The 20,175-nt window shown below is 65.4% G+C and carries 16 protein-coding genes; 10 read left to right on the forward strand and 6 right to left on the reverse strand.

Annotated features, from left to right (window positions below; all coding sequences use genetic code 11):
* Positions 1–10: 10 nt before the first annotated feature.
* On the forward strand, positions 11–958 hold the full coding sequence (locus AWB82_RS25125) for an L-carnitine dehydrogenase (protein ID WP_086972078.1): 948 nt from the start codon (positions 11–13) through the stop codon (positions 956–958).
* A 10-nt stretch (positions 959–968) separates the two neighbouring features.
* Positions 969–1,460: a thioesterase family protein gene (locus AWB82_RS25130; protein WP_086972079.1), complete on the forward strand. Its 492-nt coding sequence runs from the start codon at positions 969–971 to the stop codon at positions 1,458–1,460.
* On the opposite strand, the gene AWB82_RS25135 is transcribed toward AWB82_RS25130, so the two are convergent.
* Positions 1,391–3,655 (reverse strand): heavy metal translocating P-type ATPase, encoded by a 2,265-nt coding sequence (locus AWB82_RS25135; RefSeq protein ID WP_086972080.1) that lies wholly within the window; start codon positions 3,653–3,655, stop codon positions 1,391–1,393. The genes AWB82_RS25130 and AWB82_RS25135 overlap by 70 nt on opposite strands.
* A 409-nt stretch (positions 3,656–4,064) precedes the next feature.
* Between AWB82_RS25135 and AWB82_RS25140 the strand changes: the two genes are divergently transcribed.
* The 3 genes from AWB82_RS25140 (at position 4,065) to AWB82_RS25150 (ending at position 9,915) form a co-directional block, all read left to right on the forward strand.
* On the forward strand, positions 4,065–5,528 hold the full coding sequence (locus tag AWB82_RS25140) for a DUF1254 domain-containing protein (RefSeq protein ID WP_086972081.1): 1,464 nt from the start codon (positions 4,065–4,067) through the stop codon (positions 5,526–5,528).
* A gap of 157 nt (positions 5,529–5,685) precedes the next feature.
* Positions 5,686–9,384, forward strand: a complete 3,699-nt coding sequence (locus AWB82_RS25145; protein WP_086972082.1) for a DUF748 domain-containing protein — start codon at positions 5,686–5,688, stop codon at positions 9,382–9,384.
* Positions 9,385–9,477: 93 nt separating this feature from the next.
* The gene (locus AWB82_RS25150; protein ID WP_086972123.1) at positions 9,478–9,915 is read left to right on the forward strand and encodes a DUF29 domain-containing protein; all 438 of its coding nucleotides are present in this window, start codon (positions 9,478–9,480) and stop codon (positions 9,913–9,915) included.
* 12 nt (positions 9,916–9,927) lie between these two features.
* On the opposite strand, the gene AWB82_RS25155 is transcribed toward AWB82_RS25150, so the two are convergent.
* The 3 genes from AWB82_RS25155 to AWB82_RS25165 all read right to left on the reverse strand — a co-directional run bounded on the left by AWB82_RS25155 (position 9,928) and on the right by AWB82_RS25165 (position 13,593).
* Positions 9,928–11,511 (reverse strand): DHA2 family efflux MFS transporter permease subunit, encoded by a 1,584-nt coding sequence (locus AWB82_RS25155; protein WP_086972083.1) that lies wholly within the window; start codon positions 11,509–11,511, stop codon positions 9,928–9,930.
* Between the two features lie 113 nt (positions 11,512–11,624).
* Positions 11,625–12,407 carry an ABC transporter substrate-binding protein gene (locus AWB82_RS25160; protein ID WP_086972084.1) on the reverse strand — a complete coding sequence of 261 codons (783 nt, stop codon included), beginning with the start codon at positions 12,405–12,407 and terminating at the stop codon, positions 11,625–11,627.
* 31 nt (positions 12,408–12,438) lie between these two features.
* The gene (locus AWB82_RS25165) at positions 12,439–13,593 is read right to left on the reverse strand and encodes a methionine aminotransferase (RefSeq protein WP_086972085.1); all 1,155 of its coding nucleotides are present in this window, start codon (positions 13,591–13,593) and stop codon (positions 12,439–12,441) included.
* Positions 13,594–13,723: 130 nt separating this feature from the next.
* On the opposite strand from AWB82_RS25165, the gene AWB82_RS25170 reads away from it, so the two are divergent.
* Positions 13,724–14,650: a LysR substrate-binding domain-containing protein gene (locus tag AWB82_RS25170; RefSeq protein WP_086972086.1), complete on the forward strand. Its 927-nt coding sequence runs from the start codon at positions 13,724–13,726 to the stop codon at positions 14,648–14,650.
* A 12-nt stretch (positions 14,651–14,662) separates the two neighbouring features.
* Here the strand turns inward: AWB82_RS25170 and AWB82_RS25175 are convergent, their stop codons facing one another.
* Positions 14,663–15,817, reverse strand: coding sequence for a branched-chain amino acid ABC transporter substrate-binding protein (locus AWB82_RS25175; RefSeq protein ID WP_086972087.1), 1,155 nt, complete (start codon positions 15,815–15,817; stop codon positions 14,663–14,665).
* Between the two features lie 283 nt (positions 15,818–16,100).
* Here AWB82_RS25175 and AWB82_RS25180 point away from each other — a divergent pair, with 283 nt between their 5' ends.
* The 3 genes from AWB82_RS25180 to AWB82_RS25190 all read left to right on the forward strand — a co-directional run bounded on the left by AWB82_RS25180 (position 16,101) and on the right by AWB82_RS25190 (position 18,526).
* Complete coding sequence (locus AWB82_RS25180; RefSeq protein WP_086972088.1) at positions 16,101–16,529, forward strand: MarR family winged helix-turn-helix transcriptional regulator; 429 nt, start codon at positions 16,101–16,103, stop codon at positions 16,527–16,529.
* An 82-nt stretch (positions 16,530–16,611) separates the two neighbouring features.
* A complete protein-coding gene (locus AWB82_RS25185; protein ID WP_086972124.1) occupies positions 16,612–17,319 on the forward strand; it encodes an SDR family oxidoreductase in 708 nt (235 codons plus the stop codon).
* Positions 17,320–17,332: 13 nt separating this feature from the next.
* On the forward strand, positions 17,333–18,526 hold the full coding sequence (locus AWB82_RS25190) for a thiolase family protein (protein WP_086972089.1): 1,194 nt from the start codon (positions 17,333–17,335) through the stop codon (positions 18,524–18,526).
* Positions 18,527–18,546: 20 nt separating this feature from the next.
* Here the strand turns inward: AWB82_RS25190 and AWB82_RS25195 are convergent, their stop codons facing one another.
* Positions 18,547–18,963: a YciI family protein gene (locus tag AWB82_RS25195; protein ID WP_086972090.1), complete on the reverse strand. Its 417-nt coding sequence runs from the start codon at positions 18,961–18,963 to the stop codon at positions 18,547–18,549.
* A 192-nt stretch (positions 18,964–19,155) separates the two neighbouring features.
* Here AWB82_RS25195 and AWB82_RS25200 point away from each other — a divergent pair, with 192 nt between their 5' ends.
* Positions 19,156–20,175, forward strand: coding sequence for a LacI family DNA-binding transcriptional regulator (locus AWB82_RS25200; protein ID WP_086972091.1), 1,020 nt, complete (start codon positions 19,156–19,158; stop codon positions 20,173–20,175).

Raw genomic sequence — 20,175 nt, forward strand, 5'->3', positions numbered from 1 at the left:
ACACGACGACATGCAAGTGAAGCAATTCGCCGCGCTCGGCGCGGGTGTGATCGGCAGCGGCTGGGTGGCGCGCGCGCTCGGAGCGGGACTCGACGTCACCGCGTGGGACCCGGCGCCCGGCGCCGAAGCTCAACTGCGCGCAAACGTCGCGAATGCGTGGCCCGCGCTCGAACGTGTGGGACTGGCGCGGGGCGCATCGCCGGATCGGCTGCGCGTCGTGCCGAGCGTCGAAGAATGCGTCGCCGACGCCGACTTCATCCAGGAAAGCGCGCCCGAGCGCGAGGAACTGAAGCTCGCGCTGCACGAGCGCGTGAGCCGCGCGGCAAGGCCCGATGCGATCATCGCGTCGTCCACGTCCGGCCTCCTGCCGAGCGATTTCTATGCGCGCGCCGTGAATCCCGCGCGCTGCGTCGTCGGGCATCCGTTCAATCCGGTGTATCTGCTGCCGCTCGTCGAAGTGCTCGGCGGCGAGCAAACGTCGGGCGAAGCGATCGATGCGGCGATGAGCTTCTACGCCTCCATCGGCATGCGGCCCCTGCGCGTGCGAAAGGAAGTGCCGGGCTTCATCGCGGACCGGTTGCTCGAAGCGCTCTGGCGCGAGGCGTTGCATCTCGTGAACGACGGCGTCGCGACGACCGGCGAAATCGACGACGCGATCCGCTACGGCGCGGGCATCCGCTGGTCGTTCATGGGCACGTTCCTGACCTACACGCTGGCAGGCGGCGAAGCGGGCATGCGACACTTCATGCGGCAGTTCGGCCCCGCGCTCGAACTGCCGTGGACGAAACTCGTCGCGCCAACGCTCACCGACGAACTCATCGACCGCGTCGTCGACGGCACCTCGCGGCAGACGAACGGACGCGGCATCAAGGAACTGGAGCGTTATCGCGACGACTGCATCGCGAGCGTGATGGAGGCGATTGCTGAGGCGAAAGCGCGTCACGGCATCGAAGACTAAAGGAACCACGATGATCTATCGCGACACGGTCAAAGCCGAATGGGTCGACTACAACGGCCATCTGCGCGATGCGTTCTACATGCTGATCTACAGCCTCGCGACCGATGCGTTCATGGACCGCATCGGGCTCGACGACGCGGGCCGCCGCGCGCGCCAGCGCACGCTTTACACGCTGGAGGCGCACATCAGCTATCTGCGCGAGATCAAGGAGGGCGCGGCGGTGCGCGTCGAGGCGCGGGTCGTCGCGCATGACAAAAAGCGCGTGCATCTCTATATGGAGATGTTCGAGGGCGACGTGGCCGAACCTGTTTGCGCGTGCGAGCAGATGATGCTGCATATCGATTCGAGCGGCGCGCCCAAGTCCGCATCGTTCGATGAGGACATCGCCGCGCGCATCGCCGCGGAACCGGCCGTCGCGCTTAAGGACGCGCGTTACGCCGGCCGCGTGATCGGCTTGCCGGCGCGGGCTTCGTCGGCTTCGTCGGCTGTGGCGCCGGCCTGAGCGCGCCACGTTCTCAGCAACAGCGCGTTGGTCACGACGCTTACGCTGGAGAACGCCATCGCCGCGCCCGCGAACATCGGATCGAGCAAGCCGAACGCCGCGAGCGGAATGCCGATCAGGTTGTAGACGAACGCCCAGAAGAGATTCTGCTGAATCTTGCGATACGTGCGGCGCGAAATATCGATCGCGTCCGCGACGAGCGCCGGATCGCCGCGCATCAGTGCGATGCCGGCCGCTTCGATGGCGACGTCGGTGCCGCTCGCCATCGCGATACCGATATCGGCGGCGGCGAGCGCGGGCGCGTCGTTGATGCCGTCGCCGGCCATCGCCACGATGCCTGCGTTCGACGCCTTCAGTTGCGCGACGACGCGCGCCTTGTCGTCGGGCAAGGTCTGCGCGAACACGAGTTCCGGCGCAATGCCGAGCGTGCGCGCGACCGCTTGCGCGCTGCCCGCGTTGTCGCCGGTGACGAGCGCGCTCTTCACGCCCATGCGCGCAAGTCGTTCGATGGCGGCGCGCGCGGTCGGCTTGACGGTATCGCCGAATGCGAGCAGCGCGAGCACGCAATGGCGGCCCGCCGTTTCCTCCATCAGCCACGAGATCGTATTGCCTTGCGCTTCGAGTCGTTTCGCGTGTTCGGCCAGCGACGCGGGCACGTCCGCGCCCAGTTCCGCGACCCAGCGCGCGCTGCCGATAGCGATGCGCCGCGCACCGACATGCGCCTCCACGCCACGCCCGGCGACCGCGCGCGCCGCGCTCGCTTCGAAACGCGGCGCGTCGCTCGCGGCGGCCACGACGGCCTTCGCCAGCGGATGCTCGCTCATGCGCTGCACGGCGGCGGCGAGCCCGAGCGCTTCGCTCCGGTCTTGCGCGGGCGCGGCATCGAAGGCGACGAGACCCGGCCGGCCGACGGTCAGCGTGCCGGTCTTGTCGAACGCGACGATCCTGATCGCATGCGCCTGTTCGAGCGCCTGCGCGTCCTTGATCAGAATGCCCTGACGCGCCGCCACGCCGGTGCCGGCCATGATCGCGGTCGGCGTCGCGAGGCCGAGCGCGCACGGACACGCGATCACGAGCACCGCGACGGCGTTGAGCAGCGCGGTTTCGGCGTCGGCGCCATGCAGCAGCCAGCCGGCGAGTGTGACGAGCGCGATCGCCAGAATCGCCGGGACGAACACCGCCGACACGCGATCGACGAGCCGCTGAATCGGCGCTTTCTCCGCCTGCGCCGATTCGACCAGCCGGATGATGCGCGCGAGCGTGGTTTCCGCGCCGATCGCCGTGGTTTCGATCGCGATCACGCCTTCGCCGTTGATCGAGCCGCCGGTCGTGCGCGCGCCCGGTTCCTTCGCCACGGGCAGGCTTTCGCCGGTGATCAGCGATTCGTCGATATGCGTGCGGCCCTCGCGCACGATGCCGTCCACGGGCACGCGCTCGCCCGGCCGCACGATGGCGATATCGCCGATGCGCACGTCCGCGAGCGCCACTTCGCGTTCGCGCGAGGGATCGTCGCGCTCCCGCACGCGGGCCTTGTCGGGCCGCAGCGCGTTGAGGGCGCGGATCGCGTCGGTGGTCTGACGCTTGGCGCGCGCCTCCAGCCATTTGCCGAAGCGCACCAGCGTGATGACGACCGCCGACGCCTCGAAAAACAGATGCTCCGGCATGCCGCCGTGCGCGGACATCTGATAGACGGATAAGCCCCACGCCGCCGACGTGCCGAGCGCGACGAGCAGATCCATGTTGCCCGCGAACGCACGCACCGCCCGATAACCGCCGACGTAAAAGCGCGCGCCGAAACCGAACTGCACGACGCTCGCGAGCGCGAGTTGCAGCCACGGGTTCAGCGCGAGGCCGAACATCGGCGCGAGCAGCGGCACGGTGAGCACGGCGGACGCGAGCACCGCCGCGAGCTCGCGATCGAACGCGGGCGGCGCGATAACGGTGGACGGGGCGTCGGGCAGGATCGGCGCGGCCTCGTAGCCGGCCTTCGCAACGGCGGCGACGAGCTGGTCGTCGGTGACGGCGGCGCTCGCATGCACGGTCGCCTTCTCGGTCGCGAGATTGACCGCGACGCTTTCGACGCCCGGCACGCGTTTGAGCACTTTTTCGACGCGCGCGACGCACGATGCGCACGTCATGCCGCTGACGGCCAATTCCGCCGTCCGCGGATTCTCGGATGCTGCTGCTGTCGACATATTGAAACGCTCCGGTCTGGCTGGGATCGCGAAGACCCCTCACGAGCAGAAGTATCGACCTTCCAACGACTGGAAGGTCAAGAGTGAAATGAACGGTGTTGTCCGCCGGACGTCCAGCGGCGGGATCGTCCAATGCTGATAAACGACTGCATTCGAAGGACGAAAGTGACGTCATTCAGTGCTTTTAGGCGGCATCTGGTGCATTCTTCGGCATGCTGGAGCGCTTTTGCTGACTTGGTCTTGCCTATCGTCAGCGGATAAGTTAAAACCCGAGTTTCGAGATATTGCTCGTGGCGCGCCGCGCGGGGATTTGCGGCGGCGTCGATCTGCTTGCGAGCGTGCCGCGCATCGGTTTCGATTCGATGCGCGCGAGAACCCAAATCGAAAGAAGAACTGGATTTCCATTCGAATGAAGAACAAGCGACGCTGGACGTTTCCGCTCGACACCGCGGTCTGGATGAGCGTGAGTCTCGCCGGCATGGCGGTCATTGCGGGCTGTGCGACCAGGCAGCCCGAGTTGAAGCCGACCACCACCGGCTGGGTCAAAAACCAGGTCGCCGATGCCTACACGTTCGGCTTTCCGCTCGTCGCGTCCGATATCGCCCGTGAGCGCGCGAGCGGCCGCGCCGGGCAGCCGGGCCAGGCGCCGCTGAACACGTTCCGTCACGCGAGCGCGCTGCCGCCTGTGGGCGCGCCGGGCTGGCCGAGCGTCGACACGCTCGAATCGACGGCGTGGCTCGATGTTTCCGCCGATCCCGTGATCGTCACGTTGCCCGCCGCGCCGCGCGGCCGCTATCTCGACGCCCGCGCATTCGATGCGTGGACCAACGCGCTCTACTCCAGCGCCGACACGACGCCGTATCCGAAAATGCAGCTTATCGTGTTCGTGCCGGCGGGGTGGACGGGCACGCTGCCCGCCAACGCGACGCGCGTCGAAACGCGCACGCGTTACGTGTGGCTTTCGGTGCGCGTGCGCGTGAGCGGCCCGCGCGACGTGCGCGAAGCGCGCAAGCTACAAACGGCGATGCGCATCGACACGCTGACGCCCGCGAAAGGCTCGGTCGCCGATCCCACGCCGGTCGTGGCCGGCGCGTGGCCCGCGAACGGCGCGCAGCGGCCCGCCGTGCCGCCGTTGTCCGCCGCGCTGGCGACGATCGCGCCGGGCGCGCAGGCCGAAGCGCTCGACGCGAACGCGTTCTTCGCGCGCCTCGCCCGCTCGCTCGACGACAATCCCGCCGCCAGCGACGACAGCCACGCGATGAGTCAGCTCGCCGATCTCGGCGTGAAGCCGGGCGAGCCGGTGCAGTTCAAGAAGACCGATGCGCCGCTGCTCGATTCCGGTCTCGCCGATGCGCGCGACCGGCTCGACACGGCCCCGCCGAACGCGATCACGAAGAACGGCTGGATCTGGTTCGGCGATGGCGTCGGCGTCTACGGAACGGATTACACCTTGCGCGCCTATCTCGCCCGCCGGCAGACCGCGACGAGCACGAAGGAAGGCGAAGTGAAGCCGGTGACGCACGTGGACAGCGAAGGCCACGCGCTCAACGGCTCGAACGAATACACGCTGCACTTCGCGCCCGAAAAATTGCCGCCGGTGCGCGGCTTCTGGACTCTCACCGCCTACACGAAGGACGGCGCGCTCGCGGATGCGAAGCTGCCGCGCCTGTCGCTTTCCGATCGCGACCGGCTGAAGAAGAACCGCGATGGTTCCATCGACGTGATCGTTTCGGCGAAGTCGCCGGGACGCGCGCGCGACGCGAACTGGCTTCCCGCGCCCGAAGGCGAGTTCCAGCTCACGATGCGCCTTTACGCGCCCAAGCCGCAGGCAAGCGACGGTTCGTGGGCGCCGCCGTCCGTCGCGCGGCAGTGAGTCGAGCGCGCGAAAGCGCTTGAACCGAACATGAAGGCTGCGACTTTTTCGCGGCCTTCATGCTTTTGACGCACGTTTTGGCGAACGTTTGCGAGCCGCATCGTCGTATACTCGAACATCATCTTTTCGGGGACGGCGGCTCGTCGCCGCGCATCGAATGTCGAGTATCACGAAGTCTTCTCTCGCCTCCGCCGGCCAAACGCTGCGCGGTGTCGTTCACGCGCGGCGCACGCGGCGCATCTTCATCGGTTTGCTGATCGCGTTACTCGTCATCGGCCTTCTCGGGTTTTTCGTCGCGCCTCCGGTCATCCGGCATATCGCCGAGCAGCAGATCGCGAAGCAGCTCGACCGGCCCGTGAGCATCGGACGCATATCGCTCAATCCCTACACCCTCGATCTCGAAGCCGATAACGTGCATATCGGCGAATCGCCCGCGAATCTCGCGAAGGCGCCGGGCGCGTCGGCCGGTTTCGTCGATGTGTCGCGGCTCGTCGTGCGCACGTCGTGGGCTTCCGTGTTCAAGCTCGCGCCGGTCGTCAACGAGCTGAAAATCGATTCGCCGCGCATCAGCGTCGTGCGTTTCGACGGCGAGCATTTCAATTTCTCCGATCTGATCGCGAAGTTCTCGAAGCCATCGTCGCCTTCGGATAAGCCGGCGCGCTTCTCGGTATCGAACATTCAGGTCGAAAACGGCCAGATCACGTTCGACGACAGGCTTCTGAAGGCGAAGCACGTGATCGACCGCTTCGCGCTCGGCATTCCGTTCATCGCAACGCTGCCGTCCGCCACCGATATTTTCGTGACGCCGCTGCTACAGGCGCGCATCGACGGCTCGCCGCTCGTGGTGAAGGGGCGCACGAAACCGTTCTCGCAGTCGCGCGAATCCGAGATCGCGCTCACGCTCGACGGCCTCGACGTGCCGCGCATGGCGTCCTACGCGCCGGCCTCGGTGCCGGTCGCGGTGAAGAGCGGCAAGCTCTCGACCGACCTCAACGTGAGCTTCGCGATCTCGGGCGACACGCCGACGATCCGGATCGCCGGCACCGCCGACCTCGCCGAGATCGCGGTAACGGACAAGGCGGACGCGCCGCTCGCCGCGGCCCGCGCGCTGCATGTGAAGATCGCGAACGCCGAGCCGTTGCGCGGTATCTATCACTTCGACGAAGTGACGCTGTCGAATCCCGATGTGCATCTCGCACGCGATTCGGCGGGGCAACTGAACGTGCAGAAGCTGGCCGGTCCCGCGCCGAAGCCGCAAGATGAGAAGCCTGCCGGCGCCGGCGCGCAGAAGGAAGCGCCGCCGCTCGATCTGGCGATCCGTCATCTCGCGATCGACGGCGGCACGGTCGCGCTCGACGACCGTTTGCTGAAAGCGCATGTGCAGGGCGCGCTGACGGGCCTGGCCGTGACGCTCGACGACTTCTCGACGCTCGCGAAGACGCCCGCGAATTACACGCTCAAGACTGCGTTCGACAAGGGCGGCACGCTCGACGCATCGGGCAAGGTGACGCTCGCGGCGAAGACTGCGGACGCGAAGCTCGCGTTGAACGCGTTCGCGCTGCCGCCGTTGCAGCCGTATCTCGCGAACCTGGTGGCCGCGCGCGTGACGAGCGGCACGCTGGGCGCGAATCTGCCCGTGTCGGTCGACTGGAGCAAGCCGGATGGCGGCGTGCAGGTCGGCGCGGGCGATGTGAATCTCAATGCGCTCACGCTTGCGCCCAACGCGGGCGGCGGCGCGCCGGTCAAGCTCGCGTCGGGGGTGGCGAAGATCGGCAAGGTGGATGTCTCCGCGCGCACCGCGGCGCTCGACAGCGTGCAGTTGAGCGGCCTCGCGCTCGACGCAACGCGCCGCAAGGATGGCAGCATCGATCTCGCTGCGCTCGCGGGACCGCACGAGGCCGCGCCCGAGCAGACGGCCGCGCACAAGATCAGGAAGGCGCAGGCGGCCGGGCCCGCGTGGCGCTATCAGATCGGCGAGATAAGGCTGGCCGATGCATCGGCCAATATCACCGACGAAACGACGGCGCGGCCGGTCAAGCTGCGCGTCGCGCCGCTCGCGCTGAACGTGAAGCAGTTCGGCGACGACATGACGAAGCCGCTCGCCGTCGACGGCAAGCTGACGTTGAACGGCAAGGGCTCGCTCGCGATCGGCGGCAACGTCACGGTGACGCCGCTCAAGCTCGCGCTGCACGTAAAGGGCGAACAGGTCGATGCGTCCGCGTTCGAGCCGTATTTCGGCGACATGCTCAACATCGAGGTGAGGAGCGCGTATCTGAACGCGAACGGCGACGTCGCGATGTCGGGCAGCGGCAAGTCGCTCGCGGCGTCGTACAAGGGCGATGTGTCGCTGTCGGACGTGCGCATGTTCGACAAGGCGAGCTCCGACCGCTTCGCCGGCTGGAAGCTGCTCGGCCTCTCCAACGTGAAGGTGAACTACGGCGAGCGCGGCACCGATGTCGAGGCGGCGCGCGTGACCTTCGCCAAGTTTTACGGCCGCGTGCTGCTCGACGCGCAGGGCAGGCTCAACCTGAAGAGCGTGGTGGCCGGCGACAACGGCCCGCAATCGGTGACGCGCGACAGAACGAAGGAAGAAGGCGCGTCCGCGCCGGCCGCGGCGAGTGCGGCGGTGCCGGTGAAAACCGCGCAGAAGGCGTCGGGGCCGCCGGTCAACATGCGTTTCGGCCAACTCGTGCTGCAGGACGGCAGCGTGACCTACACCGACAACTTCATCAAGCCGAACTACACGGCGAACCTCGTCGCGATCAACGGCACGATCGGCGCGTTCGGCACGCATTCGACCACGCCCGCGCCCGTCGACGTATCGGCGAAACTCGCGGCGAACGGGCCGGTGTCGATCAAGGGGCAGGTCAATCCGCTCATCGACAAACCCGCGCTCGATCTGACCGCCAGCGCGCACGGCGTCGAGCTGACGAACCTCACGCCGTATTCGTCGAAGTATGCGGGCTATCCGATCACGAAGGGCAAGCTCAATGTCGATCTGCATTACATGCTCGCCGACAACAAGCTCACGGCGAACAACCATTTGTTCATCGATCAACTGACGTTCGGCGATCACGTCGACAATCCGACGGCGACGAAGCTGCCGGTGCGGCTCGCGGTGTCGCTGCTGAAGAATTCGCGCGGCGAGATCGACGTCAACATTCCGATTTCCGGCTCGCTGGACAATCCGGAGTTTTCGATCGGCGGGCTCGTGTGGCAGGCGCTCGTGAATCTCGTGCAGAAGGCGGTGACCGCGCCGTTCACGCTGCTCGCGCATGCGTTCGGCGGCGGCAGCGGCGAGGATCTCAACTACATCGAATTCGATGCGGGCTCGGCGACCTTGAACGATGCATCGCAGAAGAAGCTCGACACGATCGCGAAGGCGCTGGCGGACAAGCCGTCGGTGCGCGTGGACGTGACGGGACGCGTCGATCCGAAGACGGACGAGCCGGCGTTGCGGGCTGCGTGGCTCGATCAGCAGGTCAAGCGCGCCAAGGTGCGCGACATGTCGAGCAACGGCGAGAACGTGGAATGGAACGCGATCAAGATAACGGACGCGGACTACGACAAATATCTGACGAAGGCGTACAAGTCGGCGGATTTCAAGAAGCCGACCAACTTCATCGGCATGACGAAGTCGACGTCCGACGCCGACATGAAAGCCGCGCTGACGAAAAATGCGCCGGTAGATGAAGGAACGTTGCGCGATCTGGCGCAGCGTCGCGCGCAGGCGGTGCAGGAGTACTTCGACGGGAAGATCGACAGCAAGCGAATCTTCGTCGTCGCGCCGAAATTGAGCGCTGAGGACATCAAGGACAAAGGGGCGGGAAGCAGGGTGGAGTTGGGGCTGAAGTGAGGTGCGTTAGCCAAACGGACGATCTGGATGAACAAAGGAATGCAAACTAATATCGGCGACACCGGGAATGAGGAAGAGAACGGGAGTCAGCCGATGGGAACGCCTTATGAGAAGGACGTGGTGGCGTGGGCCGAAGAACAGGCCGCGCTGCTGCGTGCGGGGAAATTTGCGTCCATCGATATCGAGCATATCGCTGAGGAAATCGAGGACGTGGGCAAGAGTGAACAGAGGGAATTTGCGAGCAGGATGTCGGTGCTGCTCGCGCACTTGCTGAAATGGCAACGGCAGAAGGAGCGGCGGGGCGCGAGTTGGTCAACCACGATTCGAGTCCAGCGCGCGGCAATCGGGCGGCGCTTGAAGAGAACACCCAGTCTGAAGCCGATGTTGGACGACGAGGACTGGATCAGCGATATGTGGGGCGATGCGCGGCAACAAGCGGCCAAGGAAATGCAAACCGGACTCGACGATCTGCCCGAAGATTGCCCGTGGTCGATGACCGAGGCTCTTGCCGAGGCGTTTTATCCGGAGTAGAGGGGCTGTAGATCAATGCGCCCCCGACGCCGCCCCACCGCCGCCCCCCTTCGCCACCTTCGTAATCCAGATCAGCGGAATGATCAGAATGAAGATCACGGCCGAGATCAGAAAGATATCGTTGAGTCCCATCATCGCGGCTTGAGAGTTCACAGTGAAGTTGAACATGCCGCGCGCCTGCGCCTCGCTGACATCGAGCGTCGATTGCGATAGCCCGAGCGACTGCAAAAACGCCGGATTGTAGACATTCGCCTGTTCGGTGAGCCGCTCGTGATGCAGCGCGATGCGGTTATCCCAGGCGTTGCCCGCGAGCGATGTCCCCACCGCGCCGCAAAACACCCGCGCGAAGTTCGACAAACCCGCCGCCGCCGGGATCTTCGAAGGCGGCAGGCCCGACAGCACGATCGCCGTGAGCGGCACGAAGAACATCGCCATCGGGATGCCTTGCAGGAGCGTCGGCAGCACGAGATGCCACGTGTCGATCTGGATCACGTATTTCGAGCGCAGCCAGAACACGAACGCGAAGCCGACGAACGCGGCCGTCGCGATGATGCGCGCGTCGCTGCGCGGCAGCACCTTGCCCATGACCGGGGCGAGGATCACGGCGAAAATGCCGAGCGGCGCGGTGACGAGCCCGGCATCGATGGACCGGTAGTTCAGATATTGCTGCATCCATTGCGGCAGCAGCACCAGGTTGCCGAAGAACACGCCATACGCGACCGAGATCGCCACCGTGCCGCCGAAGAAATTGCGCCCGGCGAAAAGCCGCAAATCGACGACGGGATTCGGGTCCGTCAATTCCCACACGACGAAGAACGCAAACGCGATGACCGCGACGATCCCCAGCACGACGATCAGTGGCGAGGAGAACCAGTCGAGATCGCGGCCCTTGTCGAGCATGATCTGCAGCGACGCGACCCACGAGACGAGCAGCAGAAGGCCGATCACGTCGATCGGCGCCTTGCGTGTCTGCGATTCACGCTCGCGGTAGATGATCCACGTCACCCCCGCCGCGAAAATGCCGACCGGAATGTTGATGTAGAAGATCCACGACCACGAATAGCTATCCGTGATCCAGCCGCCGAGCGCGGGACCGGCGATCGGGCCGACGGTCGCGGTCATCGCCCAGAGCGAGAGCGCCATCGACGACTTCTCTTTCGGATACGAGCCGAGCAGGATCGCTTGCGACAGCGGAATCAGCGGCCCGGCGACAGCGCCCTGCAACACGCGCGCGAACAGCAGCACGGGCAGATTCGGCGCGAGGCCGCATAGCCACGACGACAGCACGAACAGCAGAATTGCGCCGACGAACAGACGCACCTGCCCGAGCCGCTGCGTGAGCCAGCCGGTGAGCGGAATGGAAACGGCGTTCGACGCCGCGAACACCGTGATCACCCACGTGCCCTCGTTGACGGACACGCCGAGGTTGCCGGAGATCGTCGGGATCGCGACATTGGCGATCGACGAATCCAGCACGTTCATGAACGTCGCGAGCGCCACCGCGAAAGTGGCGAGGACGAGTTTGCCGCCTTCGAGCGGCGGGGGCGGCGGTCGTGACGGTGCGGCGGCGGACTTGGACGTCGTCGGCGTGCTCATGCAGCTCCCATGCTTGAGGCCGCAAGTTCGCGCTCGACGCGCGGCGGCCGAAGAAGGTCAAGCCGCCAGTGTGCCTGTGCTCAAAAAAAGCTGCTGACGCCGCCGCCCGTCCCTTACTTCGTCGAAATATCGATGTTGCCCAGATACTTCTTCGCGTACTTGTCGATGGTCCCGTCCGCCTTGACCTTCTCGATCGCCGCGTTGAGCTTGGCCTTGAGCGCGTCGTCGCCCTTGCGGATGCCGTAGGCGATGCCGCTGCCGAGAATCTTGTCGTCGCGTACCGGCGCGCCGACGAACGCGAAGCCTTCGCCGTCCGGCTTCGACAAGAAGCCGCTTTGTCCTGCGGGCGCGAGCACGAGCGTCCCATCGAGACGGCCGGACTTCAGATCCGCGTAGACCTGGTTCTGGTCCTGATACGGCACCACCTTCACGCCGTCGTTCTCCCAGTGCGCCTTCGCGAACGTCTCCTGAATCGAGCCCTGCAGCACGCCGACGCTCTTGCCTTTCAGCGATGCCGACGTCGGCTCGATGCCGCTGCCCTTCTTCGCGATGAGCTGCGTCGGCACGCGATACACGACCGTCGTGAAGTCGATCGCCTGACGGCGCTGCTCGGTCGCGTTCATCGCCGAGTTGATCGCGTCGAACTTGCGGCCCTGCAGCGCCGGGATCAGGCCGTCGAACGACGTTTCGACCCACTTGCACTGCATCTTCGCGGCGGCGCACACGGCATTGCCGACGTCGATGTCGAGCCCTTGCAACTCGCCGGTCGACGACTTCGATTCGAACGGCGGATATTGCGCTTCGAGGCCGAAGCGCAGCGTATCGGCGGCGAGCGCCGCGCCGCTCGCGAAGGTGCACGCGAAGAACAGGGCGCCGGCGACGTGTTTGAGTTTCATCGTGTTGGTCTCCAGAAAGGTCGAAAATGCGTCAGATCGAGCAAAGGCGGCGCGCGCCTTCGACGAGCGTGTCGTCGTCCTTCGCGAAGGAAAGACGGATCAGGTGGTTGTCGGTGCCGTCGGTGTAGAACGCCGACAGCGGAATCGTCGCGACGCGCGCCTCGCGAATCAGGCGCAGCACGAAATCGCTGTCGCCCTGATCGGAAATCGCGTCGTAACGCGCCAGCATGAAAAAACTGCCCGCGCTCGGCAACAATTCGAAGCGCGATTCTTTCAGCGACTCGGCGAGCAAGTCGCGCTTGTGCTGATAAAACGGCCCGAGATTCAGATAACTCGATTCGTCCGCGAGCGCTTCGGCGAAGGCCATTTGCATCGGCGTATCGGCGGAGAAGGTCATGAACTGGTGAATCTTGCGGATTTCCGCCGTCAGCGCCGCGGGCGCGAGACAGTAGCCAACGCGCCAGCCCGTCACGTGATACGACTTGCCGAACGACGACACGATCACGCTGCGCTCGGCCAGCGCCGGATAGCGCGCCATGCCGTGATGCAGCGCGCCGTCGAACACGACGTGCTCGTAGACTTCGTCGGACAGGACGATGATCTTCGTGTCGCGCGTGAGCGCCGTGAGCCGCTCGATGTCGGCGGACGTGAACGCGCTGCCCGTCGGGTTGTGCGGCGTGTTGACGAGGATCATGCGCGTGCGCGGCGTGATCGCGGCGGCGACCTCGTCCCAGTCGATGCTGAAATTCTCCGGCGACAGCTTGATCGCGACGGGCTTCGCGCCCTGCAACTGCACGATCGGCGCGTAACTATCGAAGGACGGTTCGAAGTAGATGACTTCGTCGCCGGGATGCACGAGCGCGCTGATCGTCGCGTACAGGCCTTCGCTCGCGCTCGCGACCACGGTGACTTCCGTGTCCGGATCGTAGGTTGCGCCATATAACTTCTGCGTCTTCACGGCGATGGCTTCGCGCAGCGCGAGCACGCCGGACATCGGCGAGTACTGGTTATGTCCTGCTCGCATGGCTCGCTCGACGCCTTCGATGAGCTTCGGATCGCACGCGAAGTTCGGCGCGCCTTGCGACAGGTTGAGCGCGTGATGCTCATCGGCCAACTGGCCGATGACGGTGAAAATGGTCGTGCCGACGTTCGGCAGCTTCGACTCGGGAATGCAGGCGCTTTGCACGGCGGGGTATCTCCGGAAATGCGGTTCGGCGAAAGGCTGCCGACGATTCAACCGCAGCAATAAAGCGCGGACAATCGAAACTTTGTCATACTAGCCATGCTTGCAGATCATGGCTATATGTCAAAACCCGATGAAACCGCTGCCTTCCCTCGACGTGCTCAAAACTTTTCTGGTCGTCGCCCAGAAGCTGAATTTCACGCGCGCGGCCGACGTGCTGAACGTGACGCAGGGCGCGGTCAGCCGCCAGATCGCCGGACTGGAGACGCATCTCGGCTACGCGCTTTTTGCGCGGCAGGCGCGCGGGCTCGCGCTCACGCATCACGGCGCGTTGCTGGTGGCGCCCTTGCAGCAAGCTTTCGCGCAGATCGACGATGCGCTCGCGAAAGGCGGCGCGCAATCCGGAATTTTGCGCGTGAAGTGCCCGACCTGCGCGATGCGCTGGGTCTTGCCACGCGTGATCCGCGTTCAGAACGAGCGGCCGGAACTGGTCGTGGAGGTGACGGCCTCGGTGTCGCACGGCGTCGATTTCAGCGCGGAGCAGTTCGATGCGGCGATCGTCTTCGGCGCGGCGCCGTCGCTCAAAGGCGTGAGCGCGCACCATCTTTTCGATGAAGTGCTGACGCCGGTCTGCGCGCCCGAACTGTGGAAGCCGAAAAAAAACGCGCGTCCGACGCCCGACGATCTCGCCGGGAAAACCCTTCTGCATCCCACGCGCGATCGCCGCGACTGGCTTCGGTGGCTCGGCGCGTATGGCTACGCGGGCCTGCCGTCGACGAAAGCGCAGCATTTCGACACGCTCGATCTGGCGATCTCCTCGGCGATGCAGGGCCTGGGCGTGACAATCGGCGATGTCGCGCTGATCGAGGAAGACTTGCGCGCAAGACGCGTGATCGCGCCGTTCTCGCTATGCGTGCCGAGCGGCGCGGCGTACTACCTCGTGTATCCCGAGCGGCCCGCGCCGTCGCCCGCATTGCAGCGGTTTGCAGAATGGCTGGGCGACGAGGCGGCGCACACGCGCGAGCGGCTTCACGCCCGCGCGCACGCGCCGCAGGCCTGAAGCCGAAGGTCATCACATGCCGTGCTTCGTGACAACGGACTCCCACTGCCCGTTCTTCACCTGATACAGCGTGGACGACGCATTCTTCAGCGCGCCGTTGTCGTCGAACGCGATCGGCCCGGTAATGCCGTCGAACTTGTTGGTCTTCAGCACCGGGCGGTACACGTTCGGATCGATGGAATTGGCCTTCTGCATCGCGTTGATGGCGGCCCACGCGGCGTCGTAGCCGAACGGCGCATACGAGAGAATCGCGACGCCGAAGCGCTTCTGGAACTTGTCGCTGAACGCACGGCCTTCGGGCAGCTTGTCGAGCGGGCTGCCGTATTCCCACGCCTGCGCGCCCTCGGCGGAATCGCCCGCGAGCTTGAGGAAATCGGCGTCCATCACGCCGCCGCCGCCCACGAACTGCGCGTTCATGCCGAGCTGCTTCATCCGCTTGACGACCGCCGCCGCTTGCCGGTCGAGGCCGCCGAAGAAAATCAGGTCCGCGTTGCTCGCCTTGATGCGCGTGAGTTGCGCGCTGAAATCGACGGTCTGGTTGTCGCTGTACTCGCGCGTGACGATCGTGCCGCCTTTCGCCTTCACCGCCTTCTCGAACTCGTCGGCCTCGCCCTGACCGAAGGCCGTCCGATCGTCGATGATCGCGATGCGCTTCGCCTTCGTCGTCGTCACCGCGTAGACGCCGGCGTTGCCCGCGTTCTGCGCGTCGCTCGAAATCACCGTGAACATGTTCGCGAGGCCGCGCGTCGTGATGGTCGGATTGGTCGCGGCGGGATCGATGGTCGGAATGCCGGCGTTGTTGTAGATCGGCGAGGCGGGCAGCGTCGTGCCCGAATTGAAGTGCCCGACGACGACGACCACGCCATCGTCGACGAGTTTCTGTGCCGCCTGCACGCCCACGCGCGGATCGGCCTGGTCGTCTTCCGCGCGGATCTCGAACTTGGCCGTCTTGCCGCCGATCGTGATCTTTTTAGCGTTGGCTTCATCGAGTGCGAGCTGAACGCCGTTCTGGAGATCCTTCCCGTAACCCGCATTCGCGCCGGTCAGCGGCGCGGCGAAACCCACTTTCACCGGAAGTTCGTCGGCGCTCGCGGCGAAGGGCATGGCGCCGAGCGTGGCCGTGGCGCACGCCACGAGCCATGCCAGAGGTTTGGTACGGAAGCGCATGGTTTTCCTCTCCTTATAGATTTGGCAATCGAATGGAACGAGCCCAGCAGCGGACATGCGAAATGTAGGAAACCAATTTCGGCGCGTCTTGGTGTTTAGTCGCGCGTCCGATGCGGATTTCGGCATAGGCCCGATGCGCCTCGATCGCAACACCGGGGCGGCTTCGCGCGTTTCGCCGGCGCGCCGAGCACGACGATTCCCGACCATCCCGAATCCGCGCCTATCGCGCCGATTGAAATCCCTTCGCTTGACAAAGTGCATATGCACTAATATTCTGCGCAACATGACTTCCAACTCTTCTCCTCTCGACTGCAACTGTTTCGCGATTCGTCAGGCGGCGCGTTTTGTGTCGCAAATGTACGAGCGGCATCTGAACGTGGTCGGCATCACGGCGGCGCAGTTCACGATTCTCGCGTCGATCGGGCGCAAGCCGGGCGTGCAGATGATCGAACTCGCCGATGCCATGGTGATGGACCGCACCACGCTCGTGCGCGCGCTCAAGCCCTTGCAGCGCGACGGCCTCGTCGAAGCGGCGCAGGAATCGGCGAGTTCGCGCGCCGTCGGCTTGCATCTCACGGGCTCCGGCAAGGAAACGCTCGCGAAGGCGTCGGCGCAATGGCGGGCGGCGCAGGCGGAATTCGAAACGAAGTTCGGCGAGAAACGCGCGAAAGCCTTGCGCCAGTCGCTGTTCGAACTAACGACGATGGAGTGAGTGGCACCGGGCAGGCTCGCGGCGCGCGAGCTTTTTTTGTTCATCGATATTAGTGCATATGCACAATCAAGTGGAGCACATCATGCAGGTCAAAGGAAAAGTGGTACTCGTCACCGGCGCCAATCGCGGCCTGGGCAAGCAATTCGCGAAATCGCTGATCGAAGCGGGCGCGGCGAAGGTGTACGCCGCCGCGCGCGATCCGAAAAGCGTCGATATTCCCGGCGTCGAAGCGATCCGGCTCGACGTGACGAACGCCGCCGACATCGCGGAAGCGGCCGCCTCGTACACCGACGTGCAAGTGATCGTCAACAACGCGGGCGTGACGACGCGCGGTCTGCTCGTCGATCCGGCATCGACGCAAGGCATCCGCGATCTGCTCGAAATCAACACGTTCGGCCCGATCGCGCTCACGCAGGCTTTCGCGCCCGTCTTGAAGAAGAACGGCGGCGGCGCGGTGATCAACGTTCTCTCGGTGCTGAGCTGGGTGTCGCTGCCGGCGGGCGGCGCGTATCACATCTCGAAGGCGGCGGCGTGGGCGGCCACCAACGCGTTGCGCGAGGAATTGCGCGAGCAGGGCACGCTGGTCGTGGCGGCGCACCCCGGCTATATCGATACCGACATGACCGCGCAAGTCACCGCGCCGAAATCGACGCCCGAGCACGTCGTGCGCGAAGTGCTCGCGGCGGTGGAGCAGGATCGGGAAGAAGTGCTCGTCGATGAAACCGGGCGCGCGGTCAAGCAATCGCTGTCGACCGACACGCCGATCTACCTCAGCGGCATCGCGCGCTGATCGGGGGAACGCCATGTTTGCGCAAGACATCGTGTTGTGTCATCCGGTGCGCACGGCGATCGGCGCGTTCGGCGGCTCGCTGAAGGACACGCCGGCCGTCGATCTCGGTGCGGCCGTCATCGGCCAGACGTTGCGGCGCGCGGGTTCGGCGCTCGATCCGGCATCGGTCGATTCGGTCGTGTTCGGCAATGTGATTCAGGCGGGCAACCGCATGAATCCGGCGCGGCAGGCGTCGGTCGGCGGCGGCGTGCCGGTTTCGGTGCCCGCGCTGACGATCAATCGCGTGTGCGGCTCCGGCGCGCAGGCCATCGCGACGGCGGCGACCGAAATCGCGGCGGGCGTCGCGCGCCTCGTCATCGCAGGCGGCATGGAAAACATGGACCGCGCGCCGTATCTGCTCGATGGCGGCCGTCGCGGGTATCGCATGGGCCACGCGCAGATCTACGACAGCCTGCTGCGCGACGGTCTCGTCGATGCGTTCTCGGGCGAGCATTCGGGCTGGCACACGGAAGATCTCGCGACGAAGCTCGATATCACGCGCGACGCGCAGGACCGCTGGGCCGAGCGTTCGCAGCAGCTTTTCTCGGCGGCGCAGCGGGATGGCGCGTTCGACGCGGAGATCGTCGGCATCGACGTGAAGCAGGGCAGGGAAACCGTCGCGTTCGCGCGCGACGAGCAGCCGCGTGCCGACACGAATCTCGCGACGCTCGCGAAATTGCGTCCGGCGTTTCGCCCCGACGGCACAATCACGGCAGGCAATGCGCCGGGGCTGAACAGCGGCGCATCGGCCATGATCGTGACGAGCCGCAAGGAAGCGGACGCGCGCGGCATCGCGCCCTTCGTGCGGCTCGCCGCGTTCGGCGTGGCGGCGGTCGAGCCGGGCATGTTCGGGCTCGGTCCGGTGCCCGCGGTGCAACAGGCGTTGCAGCGCGCAGGATGGACGCTCGGCGATGTCGAGCGCTTCGAGATCAACGAAGCGTTCGCGACCGTGCCTATCGCGGTGGCGAGAACGCTCGGCGTGCCCGAGGAGATTGTCAACGTCGAGGGCGGCGCGATTGCGCACGGGCATCCGATCGGCGCGACCGGTGCGGTGCTGACGACGCGTCTCGCGCACGCGATGCGCCGCGACGGCGTGAAGCGCGCGATCGTGACGCTGTGCATCGGCGGCGGACAAGGCATTGCGCTCGCGCTGGAGGCGCTCGCGTAGACCTCGCGTAGACGTTCGCGTCAGCGCTTGGCCGCCTGCTGCATTTCATCGAATCCCGCCGCGGCCTGCTTCACGTCCGGCGGGAAATCGTCCATCTCCATCACTTGCCGCACTTCGAGCGTCTCCGTGTCGGATCCCGGGCAACGCTTCGCCCATTCGATCGCTTCGTCGCGCGACTTCACCTGGATCATCCAGTAGCCGCCGAGCACTTCCTTCGCTTCGGCGAACGGACCGTCGGTGACGCGCGGCTTGCCGCCTTCGAACGTGACGCGCGCGCCCATCGACGGCGGATGCAAACCGTCGAGCGCGAGCAGCACGCCGGCCTTCTGCAATTCCTCGTTGTATTTCATCATCGCGGCGACGGCTTCCGCTGCCGGCAGCGTGCCCGGCGCCGCGCTTTCGTAGCCGCGCGGAATCATCAGCATCATGAATCGCATGTGGATCGCTCCTTGAAGTTAGTGTATTTATCGAGCGTCGTCGGCACGCTCACAACTTACGACGAGCAACATGACACGAGATCGACATGCCCGTTCTTAAGCGTTTCTCCCTAGTCGAATACTGTTGCCTTCGCGACCATACGATCAAATAATGTAATCCATTACATCTCCATCGCGGCGAGCGGCTGAGCAATGTCAGATACGGTTCGTACACGCGAGGAAGTATCGATTGCCGACGTCGCCGAGCGCGCGGGCGTGTCGGTTGCCACCGTATCGCGCGTGCTCAACGGACATACGAACGTTCGCGAGATGACGCGCGAGAAAGTTCTCGAAGCGGTCGCGGCGAGCGGCTATCGCATCAACGAGCTTGCGCGCAATTTGCGCACGGCGGAAAGCCGCCTGCTGCTCACCATGGTCCCCGACTTCGGCAATCCGTTCTATGCGGCGATCGTGCGCGGCATCGACAGCGTCGCGCGTCAGAACGGCTATTTCATGCTCTTGTGCGATACCGGCGCGGACCCGCTGCGCGAGCGAAGCTATTTCGATCTTTTGCGCGGACGCCGTGCAGATGGCGCCATCTGTCTCGATCCCGCCGCCGTGCAAAAAGCGCTCGCCGAAGAAGCTTCGACGCTGCCCTGGGTCGCGTGCTGCGAATTCGATCCGGCGGCGGGCGTGCCGTATGTCGGCATCGACAATCATCTCGCGGCGGGCGATGTCGTGCGTTATCTGACGGCCAAGGGGCATCGGCGGATCGCTCTCATCAACTCGGGGCAAGGTTATCTGTATGGACGTCAGCGGCTCGCGGGCTATCGCGATGCGCTGGAGGAAGCCGGCATCGAGCCGCGTCCGGAATGGCTGATCGAGCTCGACAGTCTCGACTACGACGCGGGCGAACGCGCGGCCGCGCAACTCGCTTCACTGGGCGATGCGCGGCCGAGCGCCGCCTTCGCCGTTTCCGACACGCTCGCCATTGGCGTGATGAACGGCTTTCGCGGCGCGGGCTTGGCCGTGCCGGACGATGTCGCCGTGGTCGGCTTCGACGATATCGCCGTTGCCGCGCACGTCGATCCGCCGCTCACGACCGTCTCCCAGCCGATGCAACTGCTCGGCGAAACCGCCGCCGAACTGCTGCTCAAGCGTCTGCGCGATCCGCGCGCGGACGTGCCGGGCGTGCTGCTGCCGCATCGGCTGATCCAGAGAAGGAGCGCGTGA

Origin of the sequence: Caballeronia glebae, assembly GCF_001545035.1 — a bacterium.
Taxonomy (GTDB): Bacteria; Pseudomonadota; Gammaproteobacteria; order Burkholderiales; family Burkholderiaceae; genus Caballeronia; species Caballeronia glebae.

What these genes read in the sequence shown, in the direction of transcription:
- AWB82_RS25125 (WP_086972078.1), top strand. Translation starts at nt 11, where the DNA reads ATGCAAGTGAAGCAATTCGCCGCGCTCGGCGCGGGTGTGATCGGCAGC.
- AWB82_RS25130 (WP_086972079.1), top strand. Translation starts at nt 969, where the DNA reads ATGATCTATCGCGACACGGTCAAAGCCGAATGGGTCGACTACAACGGC.
- AWB82_RS25135 (WP_086972080.1), bottom strand. Translation starts at nt 3,655, where the DNA reads ATGTCGACAGCAGCAGCATCCGAGAATCCGCGGACGGCGGAATTGGCC.
- AWB82_RS25140 (WP_086972081.1), top strand. Translation starts at nt 4,065, where the DNA reads ATGAAGAACAAGCGACGCTGGACGTTTCCGCTCGACACCGCGGTCTGG.
- AWB82_RS25145 (WP_086972082.1), top strand. Translation starts at nt 5,686, where the DNA reads ATGTCGAGTATCACGAAGTCTTCTCTCGCCTCCGCCGGCCAAACGCTG.
- AWB82_RS25150 (WP_086972123.1), top strand. Translation starts at nt 9,478, where the DNA reads ATGGGAACGCCTTATGAGAAGGACGTGGTGGCGTGGGCCGAAGAACAG.
- AWB82_RS25155 (WP_086972083.1), bottom strand. Translation starts at nt 11,511, where the DNA reads ATGAGCACGCCGACGACGTCCAAGTCCGCCGCCGCACCGTCACGACCG.
- AWB82_RS25160 (WP_086972084.1), bottom strand. Translation starts at nt 12,407, where the DNA reads ATGAAACTCAAACACGTCGCCGGCGCCCTGTTCTTCGCGTGCACCTTC.
- AWB82_RS25170 (WP_086972086.1), top strand. Translation starts at nt 13,724, where the DNA reads ATGAAACCGCTGCCTTCCCTCGACGTGCTCAAAACTTTTCTGGTCGTC.
- AWB82_RS25175 (WP_086972087.1), bottom strand. Translation starts at nt 15,817, where the DNA reads ATGCGCTTCCGTACCAAACCTCTGGCATGGCTCGTGGCGTGCGCCACG.
- AWB82_RS25180 (WP_086972088.1), top strand. Translation starts at nt 16,101, where the DNA reads ATGACTTCCAACTCTTCTCCTCTCGACTGCAACTGTTTCGCGATTCGT.
- AWB82_RS25185 (WP_086972124.1), top strand. Translation starts at nt 16,612, where the DNA reads ATGCAGGTCAAAGGAAAAGTGGTACTCGTCACCGGCGCCAATCGCGGC.
- AWB82_RS25190 (WP_086972089.1), top strand. Translation starts at nt 17,333, where the DNA reads ATGTTTGCGCAAGACATCGTGTTGTGTCATCCGGTGCGCACGGCGATC.
- AWB82_RS25195 (WP_086972090.1), bottom strand. Translation starts at nt 18,963, where the DNA reads ATGCGATTCATGATGCTGATGATTCCGCGCGGCTACGAAAGCGCGGCG.
- AWB82_RS25200 (WP_086972091.1), top strand. Translation starts at nt 19,156, where the DNA reads ATGTCAGATACGGTTCGTACACGCGAGGAAGTATCGATTGCCGACGTC.